Origin of the sequence: Puia sp. P3 (assembly GCF_050632245.1) — a bacterium.
Taxonomy (GTDB): domain Bacteria; phylum Bacteroidota; class Bacteroidia; order Chitinophagales; family Chitinophagaceae; genus Puia.
This window is the reverse complement of the sequence record NZ_CP192583.1, coordinates 3580908-3594089: the sequence shown is the minus strand read 5'-3', so window position 1 is coordinate 3594089 and position 13182 is coordinate 3580908. Positions and strand designations below refer to the sequence as shown.

Below are 13182 nucleotides of genomic sequence, written 5' to 3'. Positions count from 1 at the left end.
TCATTTTAATATTTTCTTAGGCTTTATCTAAATCCAAATCCTGGTCATGAAAGCAACCATACATTTGACAAATGATTTGCAAGCAGAGCTGAAGCAAATTGGTTCCGCGGTCACACTCGAATCTGAGAACCATAACGCCGGATTTGCAAAATGGAATTTTAAGGGGTGGGCATGGGGAGAATTGAACTCCAGAAGCATTCAAGTTTCCTCCTATGTGGACAGGACGAAAAACTACTTCAATTGGAAGAAAGGGGAATAATAGCCGGGAACTTACCAGTCTTTGATCTTTCAGAAATGGCTCGGATAACATACCAATGGCTCGATGCAGGTGTTGAGATTTTCGAATTAGCAAATGAACTTGCAAATCTTAAAATAGCAGACCAATATAGAAATTTGAAAACCCTTTCCAACGCAGAAATCTTGAGTCTTAGATCGGAAAAGTTATTGGCTGGAATTAAAAAGGGCTCTTATTGTTTTCGCGTTGACGTATTCGAAGCGTGCAAAGACAATTTCTCTTCACTTTTCCCGACCTTTAGTCATGATCATCTAACCTTTAGTGATGTATTTTATTCAATCGGAACCTTCAAATCTCCATTTATCTATTGCGACAAAGACATCATCGAGGTCGGATGTGATCGGAGTAATTCAATTAATAAAAATAACATAAGAACAAGTTCGCTTCGAGACGCGGTCGAATTCGTAAAGAGGCTGTTACCTGAAAAAATCGCCCAGGTGACGAACCCCTGAGGGAATAGTAGACGAGCGCGAGAGATGGCCTAAATATTTTTCTTTTCACCCGCAATTCTATCGCCCTTGGGTCTGATAGTCGACTTTTAGGACAAGCGGTGTTGTTGTCGGGCAAAAATCCGCCAACCACGCTTGTTTTAGCTCTCGTTGGTCGCTATGAGGAAAAGTAGGCGGGTGAGAAAAAGCTTGCCGCGTCATCAAAATCCTTCAACAATGCGTTGGCATGAGTTCCTTGAATGCGGAGCGTGAAGGGCCAGCGTTTCGGTTATACCAAAACATAGCTGGCTACCTCCAAACCGAAGCCGCGGAGAACACGGCAATTTTCCGCTTTATAATGCGCTTGGGAAAAAGTACATTTGTTAAAACGATCAATGAGTACGGCATTGGAGCCACTTCAAATTACACTGCCGGGTAACCGAGGAAAAGGAAGAACCGATTCCTATTATCGCGGAGCAATATACCAGAGAAATCGACGAGGCTATCGCGAGGGTCGAGGCAGGGGAGTTTTACACCCATGAGGAAGTAGAATGTATGGCTAAAGAATGGTAGCAGCCCCTACTCTACTGCTTTGAGGAAATCCCCAATATTTTTGTATTTTTACATAGATCAAACCAAGGTTATATGCAGCCATTGCAATATATATCAGACTACACCGGAAAGCATACAGCGGTGGTAATTCCCATCTCGGAATGGGAGAATATTGTCCGTAAATATGCTGATCTCAAGCTGTTAGAGCAGGAATCATCTAACGAGAAGGCGGTATCCGGTCAATATACGATGGGCGATTTTGCAGGTATCCTTGCCCCAGAAAGAGCGGATGCGTTACTAAAACACGTTGAACAAAGCCGAAGCGAATGGGACAGGGATTTCTGATTGATACCAATATTGTCATCGCTACTTTAGGGAACAAACTGCCGCCGGATGGCTCAGCTTTTATCAAAACAATTCCTCCGAGTATTTCCGTTATCACGCAAATTGAACTTTTAGGGTGGCACGGGGTTTCTGCTGCAGACCTGATCCCATTAACCGATTTTGTGAATAAAGCCACGATTTTTGGCTTAGAACCGCCGATCGTCCAACAAACTATAATACTCCGGCAATACCACAAAATTAAAACTCCGGATGCAATTATTGCCGCTACCGCCTTGATTCATGGACTTACATTGGTCTCCAGAAATGTATCCGATTTTAAGCAGATATCGCAGCTTCAGGTAGTCAACCCTTTTGAGTTGCAAGGGTAAAACGCCGTAAAATGCCACTGTTTCAGATTCGGTCCAGCATTAATTATGTGCTCATTAAATATCAAAATAGAAAGCATTGAGGTAGTTATTAAAGGCGGGTCCATCCTAGTTAACCTAAAATGGATGAGGGGGCAAGTCGTTACAATAATGGTGGAAATCATAATGGTAGGCTTTTGAAAGACAAATATTCGCTGAGAATAATAATCGGAAGGTTAAAGGAAAAGACCAAGGGAAGTTCAGGAAAATAACAAATTCAAACTGAGACGCAACCAATTTTGCTCCTAAACAGTAAAAGACAAAAAATTACCTAATTTTGCCTCATCAGTTCTTACTCATAAGAGCGAACTCATTTCAGGTTAGCATTGAGGTTAGCAGAAAACCTCACCGCCCACAAGCACAAGGTTTACAAGGGTTTTTCTGTACAACCAAAATCTAAGTTGTAATAGTCACTATTTGATCTGACAACGAGGGATTTTTAGTTTTATAGGGTCAGGATATATTTAAGCTGCTGGGGGGAGATGATCCAGCATCTTCTGTCTCGCTAAGGTAACAGATTCGTCAAAAGTTTCCATGGGCGTTTTGCCGAAACAATACTTTCCGCTGTGCGGGCGCTGATTGTTGTAGAAATCCATCCATTGGTCAAGATCGTCTTGCAAGGTCGCCAGGCTGTTGTATAACTTCTTTCGGAAAGCTATTGCATAAAACTCTTCCTGCATGGTCCGGTGCAGTCGCTCACAAATACCGTTGGTTTGTGGATGGCGGACCTGGGTTTTGCTATGCTCAATCCCTTCAATCGCCAGATACAGCTCGTATTCGTGATGCTCAGGCTTACCCTTGTACTCGGTACCCCGATCGGTCAGGATCCGGAGCAAGGGTATTTGATGCTCCTCAAAGAACGGCAGGACCCGGTCATTCAGAATATCTGCCGAAGTAATGGCATGCTTGGTCTCATAGAGCTTGGCGAAGGCCACCCGGCTGTAAGTGTCGATAAAGGTCTGCTGGTAAATACGGCCGACGCCCTTGATATTGCCGACATAGTAGGTATCCTGGGAAGCGAGATATCCGGGATGTTCTGTCTCTATCTCGCCAAACGATTCCCGGCGCTCCTTTTTCCGCTCCAGGGCCATCATCTGGGCTTCGGTGAGGATAAGCCCTTCCTCCGCTACGCGAGCCTCTAAACGCTTTAGCCGCTTGTCGAAGATCTCCAGGTCGTGCCGCTGCCAAACGCTGCGGACACCGCCAGCGGAGATAAAGATTCCCTGCTTACGGAGCTCGTTGCAGGCCCGGGATTGGCCGTAGGCGGGATAGTCAAGAGCCATTTTCACAACAGCCTCTTCGACTGTCGGTTCGACTCTATTCTTCAGCAATGGCTTTCTCCTGCTGACTTCCTGGAGAGCAGCCTCTCCACCCGTTTCGTACAATTCTTTGATCCTGTAAAAGCTATCTCGGCTGTAGCCGATCACTCTGCATGCCTGGGAGACATTGCCTAAATGCTCTGCCAAATTGAGCAGTCCTAACTTGGATTTGATTAACTTAGATTCTTGATTCATGATCTGACATTTTTGGGGGTTGACTGATAGTGTGGTAACTTAAAGTTAACCCCTATTGTCAGATCAAATCTTAACTTCTACATCTAAGTTGATGGAAACGAAGTCTTTTGAAAGATTTCCATCATTTCATCCTCGGATAGATTTAGCCTGAATAATCGAGATTTAATGTTATTGACCTGAGCAAGTTTTCGTCTGTCATAGAGCAGTTGCGAATTCGGTTGCAGGTAGTCTTGACTCTTCGTTATCATATTCCAGAGAATTAGCGCTAGTCTTCTTGCAGTAGCAGTAATTGCTGCATTGCGCCCTTTCCGGTAGGCGATACGTTTAAAGAATGGAGTAAGCGGATGCTCCTTTTGATTCCCAATACTATTTGCCGCCTGACGAAGGGAAAGGGCTATGGCATTTTTGCCTTTTGGCGTTTTGCTGCTGATTATCCGCCCGCCACTCTGTTTATTATTGGGAACCAGGCGGAGCCAACTGGCAAATCGTTTGGCGGAGGCAAATCTTTTAATGTCATTTGTATGGGACCGGTAAACTACCATTGATCCGAGAAGAATTAGGCAGGAGGAGAGTTCCTAATACATTTTAGACTGAACTGCTATTTGATTTTTAAAATCTCGTTTTCTTCAGTTTGGGACCACTGTGCTGTTCTGGTACACATATTTGTCCAATAAATTTTATCACTGGTAGAAATTCTCTTGATTTTATCTCCTGGGATAGTCTCGTCCTCTTTTGTAGCGTATACTATATATCTTTCGCCGGAATCAAATATAAATCCGCATGCAGCGCCATTCACTGGCGTCATAATTGTTAATGTATCGGAAGATGATTTGCCTTTAAATAGCTTTTCTACTTTTATTTGATACACGGCTATTGGCGCTTTTGTAAAGCGATAAAAATGAGATAAGGTATCACCCAAAATTTTAATTCCGTAACCGATTGGATTTGAGATTGCACTTTTAGATATTACGGTTCCTTTAAACACACAATCTGCGTACTTGACCGCATCTGAAGTGCCGAGTTCACCTTCGCAATTGCAAAGCGGCCTATTAATGGATCTGGCCAAAGCTAAACAGAAAAATAAAGTCAATATTTTGATGCCGTACATAACTAGACATTTTTAATTACCGTTACTTATTTCTTGAAGTTAAATGGAAGGAGTTGGTGAATTCTATTAATGGGATGCGCCGGTAGTTCTTCTAATACGTTCTTTAGCCAATCAAAAGGATGGATATCATGCAGCTTAAAAGTTCCCATAAGAGAATATAGCATGGCGCTGCGTTGAGCGGCTTCATGGCTTCCGGCAAATAGATAGTTCTTTCGACCAACAGCGACCGGTCGGATGCAGTTTTCTACCGGGTTGTTATCGATGTTCAACTTTCCATCCGTGGCATAGATCATTAATCGCGTCCATCTTTGGATACTATAAGCCAAAGCCATGCCGATGGCGCTTTTGGGCAGTACTTCCGTGTATGCCTGCTGCATCCACTTGCCGAGTGCTTCCAGAATAGGTATAGCCTTTTGCTGACGCAGCTGTAAAATGTCCGCCTCCGACAACTGTTCATCAGCCGCCTTTCTTTCGATGGCGTACAGTTGCTGAATTTGGTCCAGCACATAATCTGTCCGAGCCTGATCATTTGACCGGGCTTCAACAAACTTTCTTCGGGCATGGGCCATGCAATGCAATAAGGTTATGTCTTTTTGCGTGTCGAAGATATTGTAAGCGGCATATCCGTCGGTTTGCAGGTGACCCCGGAAGTCTTTCAGCAATTCGGAAGGGCCTTCTCGGCTTCTGCTGGGCTGGTAGTCAAAGAAGACCATGTCCTGCAGGCTGTTGTGGTACACCCAGAAGTAACCCCGGTGGGTTTCCCCTTTCTTGTCTTTATCTAGCACCTTGATAGGGGTCTCGTCGACATGCAGGTAATCACTAGCCAGCACTTCCTTTTTTAAACCCTCATACAAGGGCGTGATCAGCCCGCAGGTATTGCTTACCCAGTCGGTAAGTGTGCTATAAGGGATATTGATCTTCTCCCGGCTAAAGCGCTGCTGCTGCCGATGAAGCGGTAAATGATCTACATACTTGTCGATGATGATCTGCGCCAGCAATCCCGGGCCGGCGATGGCCTTTGGTAAAGGTCGTTCAGGGAGTGGCGCCACCAGGATGGTCTGATTATCTGCACTGGCATATTTAGGCCTGATATAGCGATTAACATAGAGCCTGCCCGGCTCATATTCCAGCTCTTCGGTGATGTCACGACCGATCTCCCGGCAACCTTCTTTCCCGACCACATCCACCAGGATCACTTTCCGCTCCAGGTGATCCGGCAATTTCATACGACCGGGGTGTGTGGCGACGGGGTTGGCTGGAATAGACTCGACACGGGTATATTCAATCTTTTTCGCCTTAAGGAGTGAAGCTGGCTGCTACCTGTTCTGCAGGAAGGCCCATTGTTAATTGGGTGGGATCCGTCGATTGTCCGGGAATAAATCGCTCCTGGCGAGAGCCAAAAATCATTTTTTTTAGCTGATCGAGTTCATGGCGCAACCGCGTAATAACGAGTTGGGATTCATCGTAAAGGGCTTTGTAATCAATATGTGTGGCTACCTCCTGCATAGGCAGGGCAAATGTAGTAAAATGCAGCAACAACAAGGCTTCACCAGGTCTGATTATCCACATTTTCCACCCCGTGTTGGTATCTTTTTCGTCTGCGAATATGGCGAAGCGATATTCCTTTGAGTAGCAGTAATAACTGATCGGCTTCTATAGTAACGGCGAGTTGCCGGTCACTGCCGGCGGGAAGTTCATAGCTGCCTTTCTCCAACCGCTTATGGTATAAAGAAAATCCATCTCCCTCCCATAGTAGGAGCTTCACTTGGTTGCGGCGACGGTTTAGGAAAATGAAAATGATGGCACACAACGGATCGGCTCTTAGTTCATTCCGTACAATACCCGTAAGGCCATCAAAGCTCTTGCGCATGTTGACCGGCCTTCGATACAGGTAATACTTGCAAGAAGAGGATAGATGTAACACGGTTAAAACAACAGGCTTTTAAGGTACTGAGCGGATACTGCCTCCCGAAACATGATCTTTGTCCCGTCCGTAAAGATTACTTCACAACTGGCACTGACTTCCGGTTTAACACTCAACTGAACAAAAGAATCATCGCCAGTTGATTCCGGATGCTCATCCCGGTACTTCCGGTACCAATAATGAAAAACATGATAAGTTATTCCCTGATCCTGGCACCATTGCTTTAGGGAACGATCGCTGGCCTGCCAGGAGGCAATACTGGCAAACATCTGTTCCCGGACCGATTCATCTTTGGCCATGCTTTCTTTTTCTGCAAAATTATCGATGCCGCCAATACAGAACAATAGGGGTTTAGCGGCGGCTTACTGTCAGTTCCCATATTGCAGAGCAAACAGAGTACAACTGAGTGACTGACGCTTGGGATTTGAAATAAATCGGTTTTCAGATGCGAAAAGGCGAGCTGCCTGACATTAAAGGAAGGTGAATTTCTGTTCACCTGTTTGCGAACTGGCTTTTCGGGTGCTTTATTTGCTAAAGTCAAAACGTCAGTTTCGGGAATGTAGGCCGTCATTATAGATTCGATCTTCTGATCGCATACCAAAATTTCCTTTTTGTAGGCGTCATAAAAAGTCAGACAAGACCGTAACTCGAATAGCAAATCTTCGCGCCAGTTCCCATGCAAGGCAGCAGCGATTTCTTCCTTGTTTTTTTTGACCCGGAAATGTGCTAACGAAGCCAGATAAACCGGATCGCGGTAGCCGGCAAGGATAGCGTCCAGGATCGCCCGACCGGATTTTCCGGTAAGATCCCTGATGGCGACGTCAAGGCGAATATTCATCAATCTTAACGCCTTCTGCATCTTATTAATGTACATTGCTGTTTGCTCGACCAGATGTTCCCTATGACTATAGTGGGTTCGAAGCGTTTGGAGATAGTCGCTAAGTAAAAAACTTGAACTCAATAATCCGAGGGAATGCAGTTTCTGAATCCACATACAATCAAGAATGTCTGTCTTCTTCCCCTGAGCATTTTTGGTTTGATTTCCCTGAACGAGAATTACTTCAAATCCTGCCTTTTGAAGCGCATGAAAAAGGGTCTGCCAATAGCTACCAGTGCTTTCCATCGCAACCGAAGTGATCTGGTGGGATTTTAAATAGTCGATCAGGCGCTGGTGATCCCCTGGTGTAGACTCCGAATTCTCTTACGTTTCCAAGATTTTGATCCACCGCCACCCAATGGGTTTTCGAACCAATGTCAATGCCGGCGGCATTCGGATGCACGATTTGCATGGGGATCTCTTTTTCTTTCATTTCTTAAGTTTAGTTAGTGAAAAGGACTTTAGGGAATGTATATTTGTGTAAGACTTTTCTGTTCGGGACCTCCGTATAGTATCGGGGTCACCATTGAAATCAACAAATACCCTTCAAGATGGTATAATACATTCCAACCGGGTTCTTTGAAGGACTTCGTAAGTGCCATTCACATCAAGGTTTCTTCTGAAGGACCCCGAAGGAAAAGGATGCCGGTTGTCAGCCCAAATCAATGGGGCTGCCGCCCATTGTTAGGTTCTTTGATAACCTAAGTGTAAACCACTATTCAGGGCCGATGTTGGAAGAGTCGCACTATTACCCGTTCGGATTGCAAATGGCCGGGCTGTGTGACCGGGCACTGAAATCAAACTACGCAAGGAATAAATATCTCTACAACGGAAAGGAACTGCAGAATCAGGAGTTTGCGGATGGCAAGTGGTTTGGAAAAATACGACTACGGAGCGAGGATGTATGATCCCCGGATCGGAAGATGGATGACGCAAGATCCAATGGCCGAAAAATATATAAATGAATCCCCTTATGATTATGTTGCAAATAATCCCGTTTTGAATGTCAATCTAAGTGGAATGTTCTCGATAACATTCAGCGGCGACGACTTAGTGAATGCGGGTATTACCAACATGGCAGAATTTGGTCGGTATGTGCTAGGTATCGCCAATGCAGTAGATAAGTTTATTAGGAATAAGGATAATCAGGATGTCAAGGCATTAATGGAAGCAACAACAGGCCTAACTCAGGATGAAATCTTCGCCGACTTTAAGTCAGGTGAAGGCCCGACCGTAAAGTTGGAAAAAAGACGCATTTAATTGCTGAAAAGTCGGATATTGTAGCTAAGACGATGACTTTGAATATTGCAGACTTTATATACGGCTACAAACAGAAAGACACAAAAGATGGTGATGTGTATTTCTTTTCTCTTATGATGTATGTCATGCATGAATATGGTCATTATGGAGACCATGTAACGAACAATGGGAAAAGCTCCGGCGAAGGAGGAACTGGTAAAGACGAACTGGCGGAAAGTACGGATAGAAAGGTTCCAATTCAGTTGCGGACTTCCCTGCGCTGCATAGGGGAACAGATATTGACAATGCTGTGCTTTATGGACATTTAGACAACCGGTCGCCGATTTCTACACGAGGCAATGGCCAAATGTCGGATGCAATGATTGATATTATTAAGTATTCAAAGGGTTATTTAAGATGGTTATCAAAAAGAGATTGGTAATTTGTTTTATTTGCGTATCGCCACTTTTCGCGTTTTCGCAGCAAGTTGATTATATTAAGAAGTCAATTGGCAGGGAGGACAGGGCTATTTACTTGCTCGATAGCACGTTAAAGACTGATGAATCGGAATTGTTTGCTGACGTGCGTCCTGAAGATAGTGTGCTTGTACATACTATTTTTGAAAGAGGGACGATTGATGAGGATTACGTCGGTTTTTTTAGGCGAAAGGGGTACAGTATAAAAAAGAATAAAACAAGAAGAGTTTAACAATCTGCCGAAAGATACGAGTATAATGACAAGAGAAGAGCGGCGACTGCTCGATGAGTATAAGTCCATATTGAGAAGAGCTGACTCGTTATTGAGTAAAGGAGAAATGACAACTTCTTTAGACAAGCAGATGCGAGATCGTAAGTATTCACATGTTCTTCGAAAGGAAGAGACGGAATACCCAATAATGTTTGTGATGTATCCAATGTATAGGTATAAAAGTTTTACGCTGGTCATTTATCATGTCGTAATAGATAAATATGTCCACAAACTGTCATATCAAATTTATACGTCACAATAGCGCAGTTGAAATCGCAGAGATTATCGTAGCACACATTTTAATGCATTTGGATATTGCAGAGCATCGGCAAGATCTTGCGATTTTTAATACTACGAAAATGAGGTAGGCGGCAAAAAAATATACATGCCTACTTTGGGGTTGATGATCAGCTTTGCAAGGTACGTGGTGTCCCGCATATGCTGTATCCCGTTTTCCACCATATGTTTGGTTTCTTCCTGAATTTCGCGGAATGTCTGGTTGATGACGTCTTTTGATATCTTCTTCGAAGGCAGTGCTTGATCTTTGACAATTGTTTCAGGGCTGAGTTGGACTTGGCAGAGAAAGGCTTTGAGATGCATTGGCTGGTCGGGACTGTGGTGGTGATGCCGTCAAACTAGTCGGAGGAGAGCATGGCAATCTTGCTGGCCGGCGCGTGGGGTCCAAATGCACGTTTTGGCTATTGGAGGTACTGTGGGTGTTGGTGCTGATGGTGGACCGTTCCTCGAGGATCTTGCCGATCAACTCACCTCGTGAACCGCGCGGCGTCACCCGTGCCCTGGCCGATCTACGAGGAACAAAAGGGCTAATGGCGGCACCGTAAATATGCTGTTTTCGCGGATCGGAACCGAGAACTACGATCTTTGGTGCAGTGGGATCGTTTATAGCGAGGCTGAAATCGCTGGCTGAAAGCAGATAATAGAGTTTAGGCGATACCAGAGAAAATAGGGAGATACGAGCCTATCGAGCTGGCCTTTGGGCTGGTCCATGACATTATAAATCAGCGCATCCGTGAAGGGCTGGACAAGGGTAGCGATATCAGAATAGGAGCGCAGTAATTTGCACAAAAATGGAACTATAGATAAGTTGACGGATCCGGCAGGAATCGAATTTGAAGTCAATGAAGGATACGATTTAATTGTCGTTAGATTTACAGATGACCGGACGGAAGATACCTCGCTGTCGTCAATGACAGCATGGACTTATGGCAGGTCCGGAGGCATTGGAAGTTATTCCTTTAACGTGAGGCAGGAATAGCTAAGATGCTGTTTCTCGGCGAAAGCCCGTAGGAGAAATTAGTAAATAGGTATTGGGGGTAAGTCGAGCACCGAAGCGTTTCCAAATCCGAGGAGCTGTCATTGAACTCAATTGGTTTTAAAATCGTCGATGTGGCACAAAAATTAGGTATAAACTATGACAGGAAAAGGTGGGAGCCTGTCCGTATCGGCATATACCGATATGTACCCGTCCGCTACCTTATACGCTAACGGAAGTGCCATTATGCAATATGATCAACCGTCTTTTTTGAAAAACGCACACTGCACCAATCATCGGATTTAGTAGCCCGAGCTCCGGATCACAACCAATTAAGGACTTCTCTTATTATCTGTCTAAACTGTACAAAAGAAACTAAATGAAGAACGCTATACAGCCAGTTTTAATATTGTTGGCGCTTATTGCCCTGATCTATGGAATTTTGAAGGTGGCGCGGGAAACAACCACTATGATATTGCCTGTTTGGATGGTCGTGGTTTTTATAACATCAATCGTGTGTTTAACCAGCGCAGGTCTGGGCTTGATGGTAAAAAATATGCTCGGCTCACCCTGGCATCAGATGAGTTTTGCAGCAATCATAATTATAATTGTTGTTGGGGTATATTCAGTGATTGACTTTAAGCCTGCATCACGGATTATAGTTCCAATTGACTATGCCGGGACCGTCAAATTATACGTTTCGAGCCGGGAAGCTGATAATCGGAGTATTATAGTTAATCAATCTGGAGTGGGATACATTAGCAGGAGCGAGTTCGAAAAGGGCTTTTATCCCAGGGTTGTAAAGGGTGATCGTGACATAACCGGGCAGATAAACGAGTACCGGAAGGAAAAGCGCTCAATGCCTTGTCAAATAGTTATAGCTTTAGATATTTGTCGTTTGTCGTACCCGGCCAATCCGGACCCGGCGCGAACGACATGGATAGTCTGCTAAAAAATGGAGCTATCGATACAACGCGGCTTGAAAGAAGAAATAATCCCTGATAGACAATAGTAAAAGAATTTGAACAGGGAATAGCCAAAAGAAAGCTCAGCATCAACGTTCTTCCGTCGTCAACCTTTCCCGCCATATTTGCTATTGTGGAACTCGGCGAACTGAAGACATTAATAGAAGACTCTCCCCTTCAGTCTGGTTATTTGGAAAATGGTTAATTAACTATAGAGATTGGATCCAGTCGGATGAGCGTCATGAAATTTGGCTACCAAGCGATCCTTTTGTATGTTTAATTTCAAACTGCCACCAAACGTAAGGGTACCGCTTTAAAGGTGCAAAGAAGCATTTACGTCATTGGCTCTCAAAAAAAATAGCAACTCCCCGCGATTCATTTTGTTCCCAATTATACTGCATTACTTATTTTTGCAAAGAAGTTCTTTGCAAACCTTTATTCAAATGGCTATAAGTTATTCGTGTACTTATTCATGTATTAAGGGATTATTTTTATACGTAGTCGATTGATTGAAAACAACTTGTTTAACGTAGTTCGAGTCCCAGCGGGATCACAAACAAGGGCGAAGCCCCCAAGTCAGTGGATTTGAAGGCTTTTTATTTTCTGGGATTTTCTGAGGATATTGCGGTTAGTTAAGTTCCGATGAGGCACCCCAACACCAAAACATCTTTTTTCCGCAAGCTGCTTTTTGGGCGGCCGGAGGACAATATCCAGTCCGGGTATTCGGTCATCAGGCGGCAGCGACTAAATCTGTACAAGGTCTGGAACAATGAAACGCACAATGACATAGGGCTGGAGAAGATGGTACGGCTCTTTCTGATCGTGCAACAGTTTCTTTACCCCGGCATTTATATACGTAATAGCTTTGGCAGGCAGGGTTCGACGTATAAAAAGCTGGCGATCGAGTTCTATGTGCTACTAAAACTCGCCTTTCCGCTGTTTTCCCTGTTTACGGGATGGTATTCGAATAGCATCATCCAGGCAATAACCGGCTATTTGCTGCTGGAAACGATCTTTTATATCGCGACTCTTTTCTTTGCCTCTGAGATCTTTGACGAGCCCCGGTCGTCCAAGCGATCGATCCTGCTGCTATTCCTCAATTACATCGAGATTACTTTTGATTTTGCCGTCATTTACGGAGGGCTTAACCTGTTGCAGGGAAAGGCTCATTCCCGGCTTGATTTTGTCTATTTCAGCTTTATGACATCCTCCACCATCGGTTTCGGGGACATCTATCCGGCGACCAGCGGGGGAAATGCGTGGTCATCCTTCATTCGGTCATATTCCTGTTCTTCATCGTCCTGTTCCTGAACTTTTTACCAGGGTCGACTCCAAACATCATAAATGAGGACCATTATTTTGGATCGTACGGATAAGGATAATTGAAAAAGCCGTATCTTCTCGGACGATCTCCAACGGATGATTTTGCCATGACCGCCAAACCTAAGCCCCTGACCGTGAAACATCTTTTGTCATTAGCCGTCGCCGCCTTTTTTGGGTGACGGGTTCGC

17 protein-coding genes are annotated in these 13182 nt (G+C 44.5%); 7 read left to right on the top strand and 10 right to left on the bottom strand.

Going from position 1 to position 13182, the window contains the following annotated elements:
• The first annotated feature begins 165 nt into the window (after positions 1-165).
• The 3 genes from ACQ86N_RS21920 to ACQ86N_RS21910 all read left to right on the top strand — a co-directional run bounded on the left by ACQ86N_RS21920 (position 166) and on the right by ACQ86N_RS21910 (position 1988).
• Positions 166-747, top strand: a complete 582-nt coding sequence (locus tag ACQ86N_RS21920; RefSeq protein ID WP_431216973.1) for a hypothetical protein — start codon at positions 166-168, stop codon at positions 745-747.
• Positions 748-1368: 621 nt separating this feature from the next.
• Positions 1369-1620 carry a hypothetical protein gene (locus ACQ86N_RS21915; protein ID WP_431216972.1) on the top strand — a complete coding sequence of 84 codons (252 nt, stop codon included), beginning with the start codon at positions 1369-1371 and terminating at the stop codon, positions 1618-1620.
• Positions 1602-1988: a type II toxin-antitoxin system VapC family toxin gene (locus ACQ86N_RS21910; RefSeq protein WP_431216971.1), complete on the top strand. Its 387-nt coding sequence runs from the start codon at positions 1602-1604 to the stop codon at positions 1986-1988. The genes ACQ86N_RS21915 and ACQ86N_RS21910 overlap by 19 nt, the downstream gene beginning before the upstream one ends.
• 500 nt (positions 1989-2488) lie before the next feature.
• Here ACQ86N_RS21910 and ACQ86N_RS21905 read toward each other — a convergent pair whose 3' ends face one another.
• The 9 genes from ACQ86N_RS21905 to ACQ86N_RS21865 form a co-directional block, all read right to left on the bottom strand.
• Positions 2489-3538, bottom strand: coding sequence for an IS481 family transposase (locus tag ACQ86N_RS21905; protein WP_431216970.1), 1050 nt, complete (start codon positions 3536-3538; stop codon positions 2489-2491).
• An 83-nt stretch (positions 3539-3621) separates the two neighbouring features.
• A complete protein-coding gene (locus ACQ86N_RS21900) occupies positions 3622-4080 on the bottom strand; it encodes a transposase (RefSeq protein WP_431216969.1) in 459 nt (152 codons plus the stop codon).
• A gap of 56 nt (positions 4081-4136) precedes the next feature.
• Positions 4137-4646 (bottom strand): hypothetical protein, encoded by a 510-nt coding sequence (locus ACQ86N_RS21895; RefSeq protein WP_431216968.1) that lies wholly within the window; start codon positions 4644-4646, stop codon positions 4137-4139.
• 26 nt (positions 4647-4672) lie between these two features.
• The gene (gene tnpC / locus ACQ86N_RS21890; RefSeq protein ID WP_431217538.1) at positions 4673-5908 is read right to left on the bottom strand and encodes an IS66 family transposase; all 1236 of its coding nucleotides are present in this window, start codon (positions 5906-5908) and stop codon (positions 4673-4675) included.
• Between the two features lie 34 nt (positions 5909-5942).
• Entirely contained in the window at positions 5943-6215 is a 273-nt protein-coding gene (locus tag ACQ86N_RS21885; RefSeq protein WP_431216967.1) for a hypothetical protein, read from the bottom strand.
• On the bottom strand, positions 6193-6570 hold the full coding sequence (gene tnpB, locus ACQ86N_RS21880) for an IS66 family insertion sequence element accessory protein TnpB (protein WP_431216966.1): 378 nt from the start codon (positions 6568-6570) through the stop codon (positions 6193-6195). Before tnpB ends, ACQ86N_RS21885 begins: the two co-directional genes overlap by 23 nt.
• 2 nt (positions 6571-6572) lie before the next feature.
• The gene (gene tnpA / locus ACQ86N_RS21875) at positions 6573-6839 is read right to left on the bottom strand and encodes an IS66 family insertion sequence element accessory protein TnpA (protein WP_431216965.1); all 267 of its coding nucleotides are present in this window, start codon (positions 6837-6839) and stop codon (positions 6573-6575) included.
• Complete coding sequence (locus ACQ86N_RS21870; RefSeq protein WP_431216964.1) at positions 6794-7693, bottom strand: IS110 family transposase; 900 nt, start codon at positions 7691-7693, stop codon at positions 6794-6796. The genes tnpA and ACQ86N_RS21870 overlap by 46 nt, the downstream gene beginning before the upstream one ends.
• A complete protein-coding gene (locus tag ACQ86N_RS21865) occupies positions 7677-7880 on the bottom strand; it encodes a hypothetical protein (RefSeq protein WP_431216963.1) in 204 nt (67 codons plus the stop codon). The genes ACQ86N_RS21870 and ACQ86N_RS21865 overlap by 17 nt, the downstream gene beginning before the upstream one ends.
• Before the next feature lie 428 nt (positions 7881-8308).
• Here ACQ86N_RS21865 and ACQ86N_RS21860 point away from each other — a divergent pair, with 428 nt between their 5' ends.
• Both ACQ86N_RS21860 and ACQ86N_RS21855 read left to right on the top strand, forming a co-directional pair.
• Positions 8309-8707 (top strand): RHS repeat-associated core domain-containing protein, encoded by a 399-nt coding sequence (locus ACQ86N_RS21860; protein WP_431216962.1) that lies wholly within the window; start codon positions 8309-8311, stop codon positions 8705-8707.
• Positions 8708-8745: 38 nt separating this feature from the next.
• Positions 8746-9015 carry a hypothetical protein gene (locus tag ACQ86N_RS21855; RefSeq protein WP_431216961.1) on the top strand — a complete coding sequence of 90 codons (270 nt, stop codon included), beginning with the start codon at positions 8746-8748 and terminating at the stop codon, positions 9013-9015.
• A 769-nt stretch (positions 9016-9784) separates the two neighbouring features.
• Here ACQ86N_RS21855 and ACQ86N_RS21850 read toward each other — a convergent pair.
• Positions 9785-10033: a hypothetical protein gene (locus tag ACQ86N_RS21850; RefSeq protein ID WP_431216960.1), complete on the bottom strand. Its 249-nt coding sequence runs from the start codon at positions 10031-10033 to the stop codon at positions 9785-9787.
• A gap of 1052 nt (positions 10034-11085) precedes the next feature.
• Here ACQ86N_RS21850 and ACQ86N_RS21845 point away from each other — a divergent pair.
• Positions 11086-11658 carry a hypothetical protein gene (locus ACQ86N_RS21845; protein ID WP_431216959.1) on the top strand — a complete coding sequence of 191 codons (573 nt, stop codon included), beginning with the start codon at positions 11086-11088 and terminating at the stop codon, positions 11656-11658.
• A 655-nt stretch (positions 11659-12313) separates the two neighbouring features.
• Positions 12314-12982: an ion channel gene (locus ACQ86N_RS21840; protein WP_431216958.1), complete on the top strand. Its 669-nt coding sequence runs from the start codon at positions 12314-12316 to the stop codon at positions 12980-12982.
• Positions 12983-13182 lie beyond the last annotated feature (200 nt).